Annotated in this window: 11 protein-coding genes, 1 tRNA gene and 1 pseudogene; 9 read left to right on the top strand and 4 right to left on the bottom strand. The window is 63.7% G+C overall.

Annotation, left to right across the window (positions count from 1 at the left end; genetic code table 11):
- The 4 genes and pseudogenes from LDN95_RS19600 to LDN95_RS19585 all read left to right on the top strand — a co-directional run.
- Positions 1 to 106, top strand: a pseudogene (locus LDN95_RS19600) (IS5/IS1182 family transposase); the annotation flags it as partial.
- 165 nt (positions 107 to 271) lie between these two features.
- Positions 272 to 2,428, top strand: coding sequence for a TonB-dependent receptor (locus LDN95_RS19595; protein ID WP_226019255.1), 2,157 nt, complete (start codon positions 272 to 274; stop codon positions 2,426 to 2,428).
- A 2-nt stretch (positions 2,429 to 2,430) separates the two neighbouring features.
- Positions 2,431 to 3,660, top strand: a complete 1,230-nt coding sequence (locus LDN95_RS19590; RefSeq protein ID WP_226019254.1) for a cytochrome P450 — start codon at positions 2,431 to 2,433, stop codon at positions 3,658 to 3,660.
- Between the two features lie 30 nt (positions 3,661 to 3,690).
- Complete coding sequence (locus LDN95_RS19585; RefSeq protein WP_226019253.1) at positions 3,691 to 4,608, top strand: helix-turn-helix domain-containing protein; 918 nt, start codon at positions 3,691 to 3,693, stop codon at positions 4,606 to 4,608.
- Positions 4,609 to 4,789: 181 nt separating this feature from the next.
- Here the strand turns inward: LDN95_RS19585 and LDN95_RS19580 are convergent, their stop codons facing one another.
- Positions 4,790 to 5,068 carry a metal/formaldehyde-sensitive transcriptional repressor gene (locus LDN95_RS19580; RefSeq protein ID WP_226019252.1) on the bottom strand — a complete coding sequence of 93 codons (279 nt, stop codon included), beginning with the start codon at positions 5,066 to 5,068 and terminating at the stop codon, positions 4,790 to 4,792.
- A 390-nt stretch (positions 5,069 to 5,458) separates the two neighbouring features.
- On the opposite strand from LDN95_RS19580, the gene LDN95_RS19575 reads away from it, so the two are divergent.
- From LDN95_RS19575 to LDN95_RS19560, 4 genes are all read left to right on the top strand, one after another.
- The gene (locus LDN95_RS19575; protein ID WP_370631720.1) at positions 5,459 to 6,790 is read left to right on the top strand and encodes a carbohydrate porin; all 1,332 of its coding nucleotides are present in this window, start codon (positions 5,459 to 5,461) and stop codon (positions 6,788 to 6,790) included.
- Between the two features lie 42 nt (positions 6,791 to 6,832).
- The gene (locus LDN95_RS19570; protein WP_226019250.1) at positions 6,833 to 8,578 is read left to right on the top strand and encodes an ABC transporter permease subunit; all 1,746 of its coding nucleotides are present in this window, start codon (positions 6,833 to 6,835) and stop codon (positions 8,576 to 8,578) included.
- A gap of 18 nt (positions 8,579 to 8,596) precedes the next feature.
- The gene (locus tag LDN95_RS19565) at positions 8,597 to 9,916 is read left to right on the top strand and encodes an AAA-associated domain-containing protein (RefSeq protein WP_226019249.1); all 1,320 of its coding nucleotides are present in this window, start codon (positions 8,597 to 8,599) and stop codon (positions 9,914 to 9,916) included.
- 183 nt (positions 9,917 to 10,099) lie between these two features.
- Positions 10,100 to 10,175 (top strand) — tRNA-Val (locus LDN95_RS19560).
- A gap of 6 nt (positions 10,176 to 10,181) precedes the next feature.
- Here the strand turns inward: LDN95_RS19560 and LDN95_RS19555 are convergent.
- Positions 10,182 to 11,672, bottom strand: coding sequence for a glycosyltransferase family 4 protein (locus tag LDN95_RS19555; protein ID WP_226019248.1), 1,491 nt, complete (start codon positions 11,670 to 11,672; stop codon positions 10,182 to 10,184).
- 373 nt (positions 11,673 to 12,045) lie between these two features.
- On the opposite strand from LDN95_RS19555, the gene LDN95_RS19550 reads away from it, so the two are divergent.
- The gene (locus tag LDN95_RS19550) at positions 12,046 to 13,383 is read left to right on the top strand and encodes a glycoside hydrolase family 130 protein (protein WP_226019247.1); all 1,338 of its coding nucleotides are present in this window, start codon (positions 12,046 to 12,048) and stop codon (positions 13,381 to 13,383) included.
- Between the two features lie 16 nt (positions 13,384 to 13,399).
- Here LDN95_RS19550 and LDN95_RS19545 read toward each other — a convergent pair whose 3' ends face one another.
- Positions 13,400 to 14,485 carry an alpha-hydroxy acid oxidase gene (locus tag LDN95_RS19545; RefSeq protein ID WP_226019246.1) on the bottom strand — a complete coding sequence of 362 codons (1,086 nt, stop codon included), beginning with the start codon at positions 14,483 to 14,485 and terminating at the stop codon, positions 13,400 to 13,402.
- A gap of 17 nt (positions 14,486 to 14,502) precedes the next feature.
- Positions 14,503 to 15,183 (bottom strand): Fe2+-dependent dioxygenase, encoded by a 681-nt coding sequence (locus tag LDN95_RS19540; RefSeq protein ID WP_226019245.1) that lies wholly within the window; start codon positions 15,181 to 15,183, stop codon positions 14,503 to 14,505.
- Positions 15,184 to 15,192 lie beyond the last annotated feature (9 nt).

Below are 15,192 nucleotides of genomic sequence, written 5' to 3'. Positions count from 1 at the left end.
CCTCGCCAAAGACTGGGAACGCTCCATCGAGAGCTCGACCGCGTGGGCGAATATCGCTTCTATCCGGATGCTAACCCGCAGAATTGCGCGACTTTCAGCCGCATGACAGACTTTTGAATCGGGCTCTAAAGCCCTTTGGCGTCTGACCGCCTAGAACAACTCCCTGACGAGCCACGAGAGCTCAACGGTAACAAGGGAGAGTACAATGGCAGGAACGGGTTTCGTTCGCGTGGTGTTGGCATTTGCCGTCGCATCCACATCAACCGCCGCCATGGCCCAGGCTCAGACGCCGCAATCCGGCGCAACTCAGGGCGATGGCGAGATCGTGGTGACCGCGCAGCGCCGCGAACAGTCGCTGCTCGACGTGCCGCTGGCGGTGACCGCGCTGGCGGGCAATGCGCTGGCAGAACACGGCATTACCAATTCCGCCCAACTGGGAGCGGCTGTGCCGAACCTCCAGATCAACAGCCCCTATGGCAACACCCAGCCCAACTTCACGCTGCGCGGCATCGGCGTTGCCAACGAATACAATTCCAATCAGGCCTCGCCGGTCGGCGTCTATCTCGATGACGTCTATCTGGCGCCGCGCACCAGCCACGGCATGGGGCTGTTCGACCTTGATCGGATCGAGGTGCTGCGCGGACCTCAGGGCACGCTGTTCGGCCGCAACACCACTGGCGGCGCGATCAATTTCATCACCCGCCGCCCGGACCTTTCGGGAAGCGAAGGCTATGTCCAGTTAGGCTATGGCAACTATAACACCTTCACCGCGCAAGGGGCGGTCGAAACGACGCTGAAAGAAGGCGTTGCCGGTATCCGCGCCGCAGTGAACTATGCCAAGGGCGACGGCCAGATCCACAACACCTTTCAGGGCGGGCGCGATCCGGCCTCGACCGATACGCTGCAAGGGCGCGTTTCGCTGCGGCTCAAGCCCGGCGAAGGTGTCAATGTCGTGCTGCGCGCCTATGGCGGGCGCGACCGGGGCACGCAGGCGGCGGTTCATGGCCTCGGCGTATTCCGCACCGGGCTAGGCTTTTTCGAGACCAACGAAAACCGCGTGGGATCCAACAACACCGACGCCTGGGGCTTCAGCGCCAACATCGGGGTCGATGTGGCAGACAACCTCACGGTGACCTCGATCACGTCGTACGATGGCGGCTCGCAGGATCTGCAACAAGCGGCGGACGGATCCCCGCTCGACATCCTCGATATCAACTGGAAGTCGGACTACCGTCAGTTCAGCCAGGAACTGCGCGCGAACTATACCGGCAAGGGCGTGACCTTCGTCGGCGGGTTGTTCTATGGCTTTGACCGCAACATCACCGACAACCGGTTCAATCTGCCGCTGCCCCCGGCAGGCGGATTCTTTCAGCATTACCGGCAGGAGCGCCGGTCCTACGCGGTGTTCGGGCAGGCTGACATCGCGTTGACCAGCGCGCTCAACCTGACCCTTGGCGCGCGGTATACCCGCGACAAGTCGAGCTATGACGACGCCTTTGCCTATCTCTTCGTCGGCGCGGTAGGTGCAGCCGATACACCGCTGGCTTCGACCGTGCCCTGCCCCGGCGTCGCGGGCACTTGCGCCTATGATCCGGCTGCCCGCTTCGGACTGAAGGACAGCAACAACGCACTGACCGGTCGCGTGGCACTGAGCTACACCTTCGGTAGCGGCGCGCTCGCCTATGCCAGCTACAACCGGGGATACCGCGCAGGCGCAGTCAATGGCGGTGGCTACACCTCGTCAAGCGGGATCAGCTATATCAAGCCCGAGCGGGTCAACGCCTTCGAAGTCGGCGTCAAGGGCCGCACGGCGGACCGCTTGCTGACTTACGCCGTCTCGGGATTCTATTACGACTACACCAACCAGCAGTTGCAGGACACGCGGCCCGGCCCGGTCTCATTCCTCGTCAATGCGCCCAAGTCCGAAGTCTATGGGCTTGAAGCCGAAACTACGCTGCGCCCGATGAAGGGGCTGCGGATCAATGCCTCGCTCGGCCTGCTCCATTCGAAGTACAAGGAACTGACCCTGCAAGGCACGAACTTGTCGGGGAACCGCCTGCCGTTCGCGCCCGAGTTCACCGGCCAGATTGGCGCGGACTGGGATGTGGTGGAAGTGGCCGGAGGCCGCATCACCTTCTCGCCGAACGTCCTTTACACCAGCAGCCAGTTCTTCTCGCCGTTCAACGCGGTGAACGTCGCAGGGTCGGGGCAAGTCAATTCGGAGCTGGCACAGGGCGCCAACGCCAAAGTCAACGGTGCGCTGAGCTGGAGCAACGCGCGCATCACCTTGCGCGTCTTCGCCAACAACCTGTTCGACCGCAAGACTTATGGCTACGGCCTCGACCTGCGCGGGGCGGGCTTCCCTTACAACTTCCTCGTGCCCAGCGCACCGCGCACGTTCGGGGTCTCGGTACGCGCAGGATTCTGATCATGACCAGCAATGTCGGGCCGGATCTGGGCGATCCCTCGCTTTATGTTCAGGGCATGCCCTATGACCTTTTCGCCGAATTGCAGCGCATGGGTCCGGTGCACTGGAATGCCCCGGCCGAGGACCGCGGGGGATTCTGGGCGGTGCTGGGTTTCGCGGAGATCATGGAGGTCTCCAAGCGATCCGACCTCTTTTCCTCGGCGCACGAGAACGGCGGGCACCGCATCTTCGACGAGAACGAGGCGGGGCTCGCAGGATCGGGAGACAGCGGCATCGGCGTGCCGTTCATCTCGCGCGATCCGCCGATCCACACGCAGTACCGCAAATTCGTGGTACCCGCGCTGTCGCCGGTGCGCCTCGACGGGATCGAGACGCGGATCGAGGCGCGGGTCGAAGCCTTGCTGGCCGATGTACCGCTGAATACGGCGATCGACATCCTGCCCTTCTTCACCGTGCCGCTGCCACTGTTGACGCTGGCCGAACTGCTTGGTGTGCCCGCACAGACATGGCGCGATCTGCACCGCTGGACCGATGCCTTCATCGGTGAGGACGATCCCGATTTCCGCCAGTCGCCCGAAGCGATGCAGCAAGTGGTGGGCGAATTCTTCGGATTCTGCCAGCACTTGTTCGAAACCCGCCGGGCAGCGCCGACGGCTGACCTCGCCTCGTTGCTGGCCAACAGCGAGATAGGCGGCAAGCCGGTGCCGTTCCCCGATTTCGTCGGCAACCTCGTGCTGGCGCTGGTCGGGGGCAACGAGACGACGCGTAACACGCTCAACCACACGATGATCGCCTTTGCCCGCGATCCGCAGCAATGGCAGATGATCCGCGAAAACCCCGATCTCCTGCCCGGCGCGGTCAAGGAAATGGCGCGCCATGCCAGCGCGGTGATCCACATGCGGCGCACTGCGATGCACGATACCGAGCTTGGCGGCCAAACGATCCGCAAGGGCGAGCGAGTCGTGATGTTCTACCCCGCCGGCAACCGCGACGAAGCCGCGTTCGCCGAACCCGACCGGTTCGACGTGACCCGGCAGGTCCGCCAGCACGTCGCCTTCGGGGCGGGCGCGCACGTTTGCGTCGGCTCGCGACTGGCGGAGATGCAATTGCGTGTAGCATTCCGCCTGTTGGCGCGGCATGTTTCGGCGTTCGAAGTAGTGGGACAGCCGCAGCGCGTGCGATCTGCGTTCATCAACGGCTTCAAGCGCCTCGACGTGCGACTGGTCACCTGAAAACAACAGAGGCTTGAAGTGGGAAGAGCGATGCCGAATCAGCCAGCGGGCGACAATGACCCGTCCGCCAGCCCCAAGAAGGTCTGGGACAACAAGGCGATAATCTGCGACGTACTCGGCCGTGCGCCCGAAATGGAACTTGGCTCGCTGGGCGAAGGCTGGTCGCTGTGCCGCTGGCGGCAGTTCGTCGGCAGCTATGCCCTGCCCCCGGTGCCCGATCCGATCTTCATCGTCCACATCGCCGGCAAGCCAAGGGTAAAGACCTGGGAGCGCGGGAACTGGACCGAAACGCATTCGATCCCCGGCTGCGCGACGATCGTGCCCGCAGGCATGCCGACCGGCTGGCTGGTCGACGGTGAGCTTGACGTGGTGACGCTCAGTGTCTCATCCGAAGTACTCAAGGCCGCTTCGCAAAGCGATCAGTTCAGCAAGATGCGCTTTGCCTTCACCGATCCGCTCGGCGTCGCGCTCACCCGCCAGATCCTCGCCGAGCTTTATGCCCCCCATGCCGAAGAGCGGCAGTCCTATGTCTCGGCGATGGTCGGTGCGTTAAAGGCGCATATCTTGTCGGGCGTGCCCGTGCAGGGTAAAGCGCTGGATATCCCGACCTCGGACTTTTCGGCCTATCGGCTGCACAAGGTGATGAACGCCATTCTCGATCATCCCGAGCACGATCACAGCCTTGAACAGATGGCGGCGACCGCGGGCGTCACTCCGTCGCATTTTTGCCGGGTATTCAAGAAGGCCACCGGGATTTCGCCGCATCAGTACGTGATGAAAGCCCGGCTCGATCGCGCGCAGCACTTGTTGGCGCAGACCGACATGACCTTGGCGGCACTGTCGGAATCGCTCGGTTTCACCAGCCAGAGCCATTTCAGCCGCGCCTTTCGCGCTTACGCCGGGCGCACACCCAGCGATTTCCGCCAGCACGAACAGACCATCCAGTGATCTGCTCCCGGCGAAGGAAGCGCCCGGCGGTTGGCGCCTACTCCGCCGCCCGGTGCAAAAGTCGGCCTGGACAAGTTCCACAAGGCCACGGCGGGATTCAAATGCCGTCAAGTCGTGGAGGCGAAGGGAAGGAATATGCCGATATTCCGAGCCGAACCAAAGCGGAAGTGGCGGCTTTTGGCTAACGCATGTAGGCCTTGATGATCGCCACCAGATCTTCTGCTGCCAACAACTTGGGGTCGTTCACGGGCAAGCCGGGTTCGATCATGTGTTCGCGGATATGATCCTCGATCACTTCTACGATGAAGCCTTCGAGCGCACCGCGACACGCGGTCGCCTGTTGCAGCACCCGCGCGCATTCCACGTCCGCATCAACTGCGCGTTCAAGCGCGTCGATCTGTCCGCGCAAGCGCTTCAGGCGATTGAGCAGCTTCTGCTTCTCGGCGGCGACGTGACTCAATGCGCGCTCCTTTGAACTTGATACCATACCCCCCTAGAGTATAGGGAGCACCCGGTCGAGTCGTCCCGGCTCGGCCTGCAGCCCCATTTTCCAATGGAACCCTCAACAATGCCGCGAAGTCGCAACACCGCCGCCGATGAGGGCGACAGTCGGGCCAATCGCCCGCTTGCCGCTTTCGTCTGCGCGCCCGGTTTCCTGTCGCGGATTGCGATCGGCGTGGATTGACGCGCAGGTCCGATGCCCCGGTGGGAACCCCCTGCCCGAGGATCGGAACCGATGACCAAGTTTTTCAACGTGTTCGTCTGCACGCATCGTGCAACAATTCATCTGCCTGCGGTCGTGACGCATCTGTCACGCAGAGGCGCTACTGCGCCGATCAGGGAGACAACGATGACCCGCATCGCCACTTGTGCCCTGTTGCTGTCGGGACTGGCTGCGGCCTGTCTGGCCGCATCGCCAGCACATGCGGGCGATGCGGCCGCTGGCGACCAGACTTATGCCCTGCACGGCCAAATCACCACGGTGGCCCAAGCAACAGGCGGCTTTGCCTCGCCCTATGTCGGAGAAAACAGCCTCACCCCGCATCAGGTCAAATCGACCAGCGATGCCACGCTCTATCTGGGCGCAAAGCCCTGGCGGGGCGGCGAAGTGTGGGCGAACCTTGAGATCGATCAGGGTTTCGGCCTGTCGAACACGTTGGGCGTGGGCGGCTTTCCCAGCGCCGAAGCCTACAAGGTCGGCAAGATGAGCCCTTACTTCAAGCTGCAGCGTGCCTTCGTGCACCAGACGATCGCGCTGGGCGGCGATGTGTTGAGGCTGGATGCCACGATCAACCAGTTGCGCGAAACCACGTCAACCAACCGCATTGTCCTCACAGCAGGCAAGATGGGTGTGGGCGACATCTTCGACACCAACAGGTTCGCCCACGATCCGCGAGCCGATTTCCTCAACTGGTCGTTGGTCGACACCGGCAGCTTCGACTACGCTGCCAATGCTTGGGGCTATACCTATGGCATCGCGGCCGAATGGTATCAGGGTCCGTGGACGCTGCGCACGGGGCTCTACAACCTGTCGAAAGTGCCCAATGGCATCGAACTGGAGAGCAATTTCAGTCAGAATGCGCTGATCGTCGAGGGTGAACGTCGCTGGCACATCGGCGACCGCGATGGCGCGGTGCGGGTTACGGGTTTTCGCAACCGCGGCCGGTTCGCGCGCTTCGACGATGCGCTTGCGCTGGCCCGCGCCTCTGGCAACCCGCCAGACCTTGCGCTCGTACGCCGCAAGCAGAATCGCTTCGGCCTTGCAGTGAACGCCGAACAGGATCTGACTGCCAATCTCGGCATGTTCGTGCGTGCCGGCACCACACAAGGCGCCATCGAAACCTATGACTTTACCGACATCGATCGCAGCCTTGCCGTGGGCGGTGCGCTGAAAGGTGCGGGCTGGCGCCGCCTGCAGGATACGGTAGGATTTGCAGCGGTGGTCAACGGCATTTCAGCCGCACACCAGCGCTGGCTGGCAGCCGGTGGGCTGGGTGTGCTGGTCGGCGATGGCGCGCTACGCAATGCCGGCAGCGAAACGATCATCGAAGCCTACTACGCGTTCCGACCGGTGAACTGGGCCGCGATCACGCTTGATTATCAGCACATCGCCAACCCCGGCTACAATCGGGATCGCGGACCTGCCAATGTGTTCGGCGCCCGCTTTCACGCAGGATTTTAAGCTGATGCACGTCGATCCCTCCCGTAGTAGCAAGGCAAGCGCATGAGCCCGGACAAGCATCCCGTTGCCATCCTGCCGTCCTTCTCACGGATATTGCGGCTGACGCGCCCCAACCGCGAAGATGCGATTGCCTTCATCATCCTGTCAGGGCTGGCGGTCCTGATCTTTCGTGCGGCGGAGGGAGCGGTAGCCCCGCTCTCGACCCTGCACCTCGAACCGGTCACGCTCGATCCGTCCAATCTGCCCTACTATGCGCTGCGCACGGTGCTGCGCATGTTCGCCGCGCTGTTCGCCTCGACGGTGTTCACGCTGGTGTTCGCCACGCTGGCGGCGCGCAGCAAGCATGCCGGGCAAATCATCGTGCCCGCGCTCGATATCCTGCAATCGGTCCCGATCCTCGGATTCCTGACCTTCACCGTCACCTTCTTCATGAATCTGTTCCCCGGCAATGTGCTGGGGGTGGAACTGGCCAGCGTCTTTGCCATCTTCACCTCGCAGGCGTGGAACATGGCCTTCAGCTTCTATCAGTCGTTGCGCGGCCTGCCCGATGATCTGGAAGAGGTGTGCGAAGGCTTTGCCTTGTCGCCCGTGCGCAGGTTCCTGCGGCTCGATCTGCCTTTCGCCACGCCTGCGCTGGTGTGGAATGCGATGATGTCGATGTCGGGCGGGTGGTTCTTCGTGGTTGCCTCCGAAGCGATCACCGTCGGCAACACCACCGTCACCTTGCCGGGGATCGGTTCCTATCTGGCGCTGGCGATCGAGCATCAGGATTTCCGCTCGGTCGGCTGGGCGGTGGGGATGATGGCGCTCGTGATCCTTGGCTATGACCAGATGTTCTTTCGCCCGATCGTCGCCTGGGCTGATCGCTTTCGCTTTGAGCAGACCGCCAGTACCGAGCAGCCCGAAAGCTGGGTCTATGATCTGCTGCGGCGCACCAGAACGCTGCCGCTGCTCTTCGCCCCGTTTTCGACGATGGGGCGGTTGCTGCTGGCGCTTGAGCCGGCACGGCGCGAACACAAACGAGCCAAGGCAGGCGCCCCCCATCTGTGGTTCGAACGCGTGTGGCAGACGCTGATATGGATCGGCGTCGCAGCGGCGCTTGGCTGGACAGGCCATTACGTAATGACCACGTTGAGCCTGCTCGAAATCGGCACCGCCGTTGGTCTTGCGCTGGTAACGCTGGTGCGGGTGGTCGTGCTGATCGTGATTGCCAGCGTGATCTGGGTACCGCTGGGCGTGATGATCGGCCTGAGGCCCCGCCTAGCCGAGCGGGTGCAGCCCATCGCCCAGTTCCTCGCCGCTTTCCCGGCCAATGTGCTGTTCCCCTTTGCGGTCATTGCCATTGTCCGCTGGAACCTGCTTCCCGACATCTGGCTCTCGCCACTGATGATCCTGGGCACGCAGTGGTATATCCTGTTCAACGTCATCGCCGGGGCCAGCGCCATTCCCAACGACTTGCGCGAAGTGGCGGGCATGTTCGGGGTCAAGGGCTGGCAATGGTGGCGCCAGGTCGCCCTGCCCGGCATCTTCCCCTATTACATCACCGGCGCGCTGACCGCATCGGGCGGCTCTTGGAACGCCTCGATCGTGGCCGAAGTGGTGGCTTGGGGTAGCCACCGTCTCGAGGCGCACGGACTTGGTGCTTATATCGCCAAGGCCACAACCGCGGGGAATTATCCGCAGGTGGCATTGGGCATCGGGGTGATGAGCATGTTCGTGCTTGGTTTCAACCGCATGGTCTGGCGACCGCTTTACGCCTTTGGCGAGCGCCGCCTGCGCCTGTCCTGATCTTCCGGGAGCTTTCTCATGGCTACTCACGCACTTTCGGGCGCAGCGACCCAACCACTGATCGAGGTCAGCGGCCTGAACCATTATTACGGGCCGCCACCCGGAGGCCATCTGGTGCTCGAGAACGTCGATCTCACGCTTTACCAGAACGAGGTCGTGGGATTGCTTGGCCGTTCCGGCTCGGGCAAGTCGACGCTGTTGCGCACGATCGCCGGCTTGATCCGCCCGCGGACGGGTGAAGTGCGGCGCATCGCCAGTCAGGATTGCGCGGAACCGTCGGTGGCGATGGTATTCCAGACGTTCGCCCTGTTTCCCTGGCTGACGGTACAGGAAAACGTGGAGCTGGGGCTTGAGGCGCAGAAAGTACCCGCCGACGAGCGCCGCACCCGCGCGCTGGCCGCGATCGACCTGATCGGCCTCGATGGCTTCGAGAACGCCTATCCCAAGGAACTGTCGGGCGGCATGCGCCAGCGTGTGGGGCTGGCGCGCGCGCTGGTGGTCAACCCTTCGCTGCTGCTGATGGACGAGCCGTTCTCGGCGCTCGACGTGCTGACCGCAGAAACGCTGCGCACCGATCTGCTCGACCTCTGGTCCGAAGGGCGCATGCCGATCAAGTCGATCCTGATCGTCACCCACAACATCGAGGAAGCGGTGCAGATGTGCGACCGCATTCTGGTGTTCTCGTCCAACCCCGGCCGCGTGGTGGCTGAAATCAAGGTCGAGATCCCGCGCCCGCGCGACCGGCTCGATCCACCGTTCCGCGCGCTGGTCGATGACATCTACGCGCGCATGACGGCAAAGCAGCCTTCCTCGCAGACCGCACGCGATGGTGTGTTTCCGGGCACGGGCATCGCGATGGTATTTCCGCATGTTTCGACCAACACGCTGGCGGGCTTGATCGAAGAAGTGGATGGCACCCCCTTCAACGGGCAAGCCAGCATGGCCGATCTGGCGGACTCGCTGAATCTGGAAATCGACGATCTGTTTCCGATGGCCGAAACGCTGCAACTGTTGCGCTTTGCCGAACTGCGCGGTGCCGAACTGGTGCTGACGCCGTCTGCACGGCGTTATGCAGGCGCTGAGGTCGACGCCCGCAAGGCCATGTTCGGCGAGGCGCTGCTGGCGCACGTCCCACTGGCCCAGCACATCCGTCGCATCCTTGACGAACGCACCAGCCACAAGGCCCCCGCGCGCCGCTTTCGTGACGAATTGGAAGACCACATGAGCGAGGACTTTGCCGACGAGACGCTCAAGACCGTGACCAACTGGGGCCGTTACGCAGAAATCTTCACCTACCACGAAGATGACGACCAGTTCAGTCTGGATGATCCACAGTGAGCAGCATGGCCACCCCACCCCTTAGGCGGCGTGGACAAATTCCGCAGGTCTGACCGCCAGACGGCCGTCGGGGCGAGGTCAGGACTCTCTGCACGATCAGGGGATCACTCGTGCCTTTTCTGGTCGCGACGCCAGCATTGACTATCGCCCCGAAACCAAGCAATAGCGCGCTTCCGCGAAAGCGGGCGGTTAGCTCAGTTGGTAGAGCATCTCGTTTACACCGAGAGGGTCGGCGGTTCGAGCCCGTCACCGCCCACCATCGCCTTCAGCCATCGGCAACCCTGTTCGACAGCAAGTTGGGCGACAACGGCTTGTTCGCGGGGGAATGATCCCCTCGGAACGCACCGGTCGGCGCCGGTTTGGTGGCGAACCTTGGCGCTTTTGTAGCGATTGCGCGTCTGGCAAGCCCGTGACCTGCTGCTGCGCGCAAATCTGACATTGGCAATGGAGCTGACTTTTCCATAGGCGGGACCACCGAGCGGACCAGATCGGCGCTGGCGTGGGCGAATTCCGGCCAGATCGTGCGACGGCCGACCGCATAGGCACGCCGCCGCGTTTCCATCAGCAATGCCCGGTCATCAAGTAACGCGTTGATCGCACGCGCCAGATCCTCGCTCGAATCCGGCTCGACCAGCACTCCGGCACCGTCGGCCAACAGTTCGCGCGCATGAAGATATGGCGTCGAAACCACCGCCTTGCCCAATGCGACCGCATAACTCAGCGTGCCCGACGTCGATTGCTGCAGGTTGGGATAGGGCGTGACGTAGATCTCGGTGGCTTCAAGCTGGTCAAGCAGGTCGTCGGTATCGAGGAAGCGGTTGTCCCAGGCAATGTGATCTTCCACGCCAAGTCGCTGCGCCAGCGCCTCAATGCCCTCGCGGTAGGCCTCGCCCTGATGCGCCACCAGATTGGGGTGGGTTGCGCCAATGATGCGATAGAGCACCTGCGGATGGCGCTCCACGATCGCGGGCAGTGCCTCGATCATCCGTTCCAGACCTTTTCCGGGACCAATCAGTCCGAAGGTTGTGATGACATCGCGGCCTGCCAGTCCGAGCCGCGCCTTGAACATGTCTTCACGTCCGAAGGGGCGGTCCGGCGCACCATGGGCGATCACGCGTACCGTCGCAGGATCGGCACCATAGCGCGTGACCAGCAAGTCCCGGCCATGCTGCGACATCACCATGATCGCGCTGGCACGGCCGATCAGAAACCGCAAGATATGCTCCTGCTCTGGCGCCGGAGCGGCCAGCACGGTGTGCAGCGACAGCACGACCGGCGCCATTATCTGCTCGACCAGATCGCAGACATAAGCTCCGTCCGGGCCACCAAAGATGCCGAATTCGTGCTGAATCCATACCACATCCGCACAACTTTCGTTGATGCGCCGCGCCGCCAATGCATAATCGGCAGGCTCCCGCCCGGCCACGATGCCGGTCGCGCCGGGATAGGCTATGGAGCTACCCGGTTGCGCCAGCGCGTGGACATCAACCGTGACTTCGGGATGATAGCGCGCCAGCTGCGTCCGCACATCGGCCGTGAATGTCGCGATCCCGCACTTAAGCGGCGCATAAGTGCCGACCAGTGCCACCCGCAGCGGATGCGGATCGGCCGAGGCCGCCGGTCGTGCAAACAGGGAAGAGCGGGCAGTCGCTTCGTCAGCCAGTGCCGGAGCGGGCGCGATGCTGCCAACTGATTGTGGCTTGCAAGGTAGGCCGGTAAGGCGGCTGGCGACTGCGGCTGGCGCGGGTGCTGGCATGAAGTCTGGTTCCTGTGCTGTGCGGCGTGAGCGGCAACCCCGATTGCGCGGTGGCAGTTCGGCTGTTCTGCATTGGGAAACGGGCCGCCCCGCGCACTGTTCCGTGCAGTATGCCGACTTGTGCGACGAACCGCTGCGAACTTGCGCCAAACACCGGCAAAGTGCTGTCAAATCGGCATAAACCCGGCATAGAAACCCCTCTGACCTTGCGCTTCGGCAGCTTTCGTGTGCCTTTGCGCCCGGTCTCTGCGCGATTTAGGGCAGAACTGCGGGAACAACCGCGCCATTCAGCACATTAACAGGCGGGGATCGGCATCACAGGCGGGCCACCCCCGGACCCGACGGCGACTTGTGCGCCGGAAATGGAGAATACATGCCACATATCGTGGGCCTGACCGAACGTGCCGATGCTCTGGAACCCAGTCCGGACGGAATCTTGCGGCTGTTCCCGCTGCGCCTTCATGCCGACCCGTCGCGCGTGGTGATCCGCCCATTCCATCTGGGCTGGCAGGCGACGACGGCCAACACCTCGCGCGCGGAAAAGCTGGTTGCCGACATCCTCGACCTTGATGAGACCACGGTCGAATCCGAATATGCCGGGATTCTCAACGATTTCGCGGTCCGCCACTGGCAGATCGAAGCGGTGTTCGAGGAACGTTGCGCCGAGGTGGCATCGGCCATCGAAGTGCCGGATTTCATCTCGACCGCCCGCCGCCGCCTGATCGGGGCCTATTTCTGCCACGAATACAGCTATGCCGCCGCGGCACTGATGAACCCCAGCGTGGTTCCTCACCCCGATCAGTCTGACATGGGCGAAGGCGAAGTGCGCTTCATCATGTCGATGCGCGCGGTCGGCGAAGGGCACATCAGTTCGATCGCTTTCCGTGAGGGCATCGCCTCGATCCACACCGGCATCGCGCTGTGGCCGCAGCCGCCGATCGCGACCGCCGCCACGCTCGACGCCCCCGAACAGCCGCTGGCGCATCATGCCGTGCGCATCCACCGCCACGCCGATTGCACGTTGTCGGGCACGGTGATCTTTCCGATGACCGACGCGCAGCGCAACGGGCTTGAGGATTTGCGGCTGGTGCGCTGCACCGATGAAGATGGCGCGCATTGCTGGATCGGCACGTATACGGCCTATAACGGGCGCGAAATCCGGTCGGAACTGCTGATCACCGAGGACTTTCGCAACTTCACCTTGCAGCCGATCTCGGGCCGGGCCGGGCGCAACAAGGGCATGGCGCTGTTCCCCGAAACCATCGGCGGCCGTCACTTCATGCTCGGTCGGCAGGACGGCAAGAACCTTTATCTGCTGTCATCGGACCGCATCGACCACTGGAACGATGAAGGCATTCTGCTGCTCGAACCCCGGTTCCCGTGGGAGTTCATCCAGATCGGCAATTGCGGAAGCCCGATCCTGACCCGCCACGGCTGGCTGGTACTGACCCATGGAGTCGGCGCGATGCGCAAGTATTCGATCGGGGCGCTGCTGCTCGACCGCGATGATCCGTCGATCGTGCTGGGCCGCAGCGCCATCCCGCTGCTGGCCGCCAAGGATCAGGACCGCGTCGGCTATGTCCCGAATGTGGTCTACACGTGCGGCGCAATACCGGTCGGGAACCTGCTATTCATGCCCTATGGCATTTCGGACAGCGCCATCGGCTTTGCCTGCGTCGACATCGACGAACTGGTCGCCACGCTGGTATGACTCCGCGGCGCGGCAATCACAGGCCGACCAGCAAATCCCGGTTGATCGCCGAAACGCGTGTCAGGCCGCATTGCGCCATGGCCAGCTCGAATTCGGTGCGCAGGATGTGCAACATGTGCGCCACCCCGGCCACGCCGCCCACGGCCAGTGCGTGCAACTGGGGCAGTCCGACCAGCACCGCATCGGCACCCAGCGCCATGGCCTTGAGCGCGTCGCTGCCCCGGCGGACCCCGCCGTCGAACAGCAGCGGATAGTCCGGCCCTGCGGCCGCGCGCGCAACGGCGAGCTGGGTCAAAGCGGGTGCCACGCCATCGACCACCCGGCCGGCATGGTTCGACACGATCACGCCGTCGGCACCCAGATCGCGCGCGCGCAGCACATCGGCCGGATGCATCAGCCCCTTGATCACCAGCGGCAAGCCGGTTTCCGCGCGCAACCGCTCGATCGTGGCCCAGGTCGGCGCCTGAGCGGCTAGCGCGCTGCCGAACACGCCCCCTGCCCCGACCGCTGCGCTGTGCAAGGGCGCCACTGGCTCGTCGGCAAGGTTAGCGGCCCGAACGCCGGGAGGCAAAGTGAACTCGGCCCGTTTGATCGCGGCATCGACCGTGACCACCAGCACGCCATACCCGGCCTGCTCGGCGCGCCGGACAAGCGCCAGGCTGCGCGCGAAATCGGGCTGCAGATAAAGCTGGAACCAAAGTGGCGGCGGTGCGGTGCGGCGCAGTTCCACCGCCGCGGCTTGCGCAGTGGCGGCGATGTCCTCCAGCGTGACGCTCGACAGCGTGCTGGCCACCGTCGTCGTTTCAAGTGCGGTGGCGGCTCGCACCGTGGCCAGCTCGCCTTGCGGATGCACCAATGCGTGATAGGCGACCGGGGCCAGCAGCAACGGCGCGGCGTGGGCCTGTCCGAACAGGGTCGTCGCGGTCGATCCACCCGCCGGATCGGCCAATGGCCGGGGAAGCAGGCCCCAGCGTCCGAATGCGGCCCGATTGGCTTCGCCCGCACCGTGCGCGATATGCTGCCAAACCGACGGATCGCAGCGCAATGCGGCATGGCGTTCGTAGTCGGCCAGGCTGGCAAGATCGGGCGGCAATGCTTGCACCGGGCCATGCTCCGGGGTCACGTGACCGACCAGCGCCGCAGCAGATTGTGATAGACCCCGGTCAAGGCCGCAACCGATGGATGATCGGGAGCATCGCCCGACAAAGCCTGAATCGCCTGATCCAGTTCGAACAGGCTACGGCGGTCGGCTTCGGCTGGCACAAGGCTTTGCGTCCAGAAGAACGCCGCCAGCCGCGTGCCCCGTGTCACCGGCGTAACATGGTGATGGCTGGTGCCTGGGTAGAGCACCATGTCGCCCGCCGCCAGCTTGACCCGATGATCCCCATAGGAATCCTGCACCACCAGTTCGCCCCCCTCGTACTCGTCGGGATCGGACAGGAACACGGTGGAGGATATGTCGGTTCTGACATATGTATCGCTGCCCGGCATCCGGAACAGCGCGTTGTCGATGTGCGAACCATAAGTGCCGCCACCTTCGTAGCGGTTGAAGCGCGGCGGCAGCACGCGCAACGGCAATGCGGCGGCGATGAACAGCGGGGTCTCGCCCAGCCGTTGCAGGATGCGCTGGCCAAGCGCGTGGGCCACCGGACTATCGAGCGGCAACTGCAGGTTGGCCTTGGCCTGAACCGCCAGATGCCCGGCGGTGGCGCGACCGTCCTGCCATTCGGCTTGGGCCAACGCCTCGCGCATCTCGGCCAGATCGTCGGCATTCAGCACGCCGGGCACGCGCAGCATCATCGCCGCAGC

The sequence above is a fragment of the Novosphingobium sp. FKTRR1 genome, from assembly GCF_020404405.1.
In the GTDB taxonomy this organism is placed as follows: Bacteria; Pseudomonadota; Alphaproteobacteria; order Sphingomonadales; family Sphingomonadaceae; genus Novosphingobium.
Note: the sequence above shows the minus strand (reverse complement) of the source record. Positions and strands in the feature narration are given on the sequence as shown.

Excerpts from the sequence above, each read along its gene's own strand:
- LDN95_RS19565 (WP_226019249.1), top strand. The coding sequence starts at position 8,597 with ATGGCTACTCACGCACTTTCGGGCGCAGCGACCCAACCACTGATCGAG.
- LDN95_RS19555 (WP_226019248.1), bottom strand. The coding sequence starts at position 11,672 with ATGCCAGCACCCGCGCCAGCCGCAGTCGCCAGCCGCCTTACCGGCCTA.
- LDN95_RS19550 (WP_226019247.1), top strand. The coding sequence starts at position 12,046 with ATGCCACATATCGTGGGCCTGACCGAACGTGCCGATGCTCTGGAACCC.
- LDN95_RS19570 (WP_226019250.1), top strand. The coding sequence starts at position 6,833 with ATGAGCCCGGACAAGCATCCCGTTGCCATCCTGCCGTCCTTCTCACGG.
- LDN95_RS19575 (WP_370631720.1), top strand. The coding sequence starts at position 5,459 with ATGACCCGCATCGCCACTTGTGCCCTGTTGCTGTCGGGACTGGCTGCG.
- LDN95_RS19590 (WP_226019254.1), top strand. The coding sequence starts at position 2,431 with ATGACCAGCAATGTCGGGCCGGATCTGGGCGATCCCTCGCTTTATGTT.
- LDN95_RS19595 (WP_226019255.1), top strand. The coding sequence starts at position 272 with ATGGCCCAGGCTCAGACGCCGCAATCCGGCGCAACTCAGGGCGATGGC.
- LDN95_RS19540 (WP_226019245.1), bottom strand. The coding sequence starts at position 15,183 with ATGATGCTGCGCGTGCCCGGCGTGCTGAATGCCGACGATCTGGCCGAG.
- LDN95_RS19585 (WP_226019253.1), top strand. The coding sequence starts at position 3,691 with ATGCCGAATCAGCCAGCGGGCGACAATGACCCGTCCGCCAGCCCCAAG.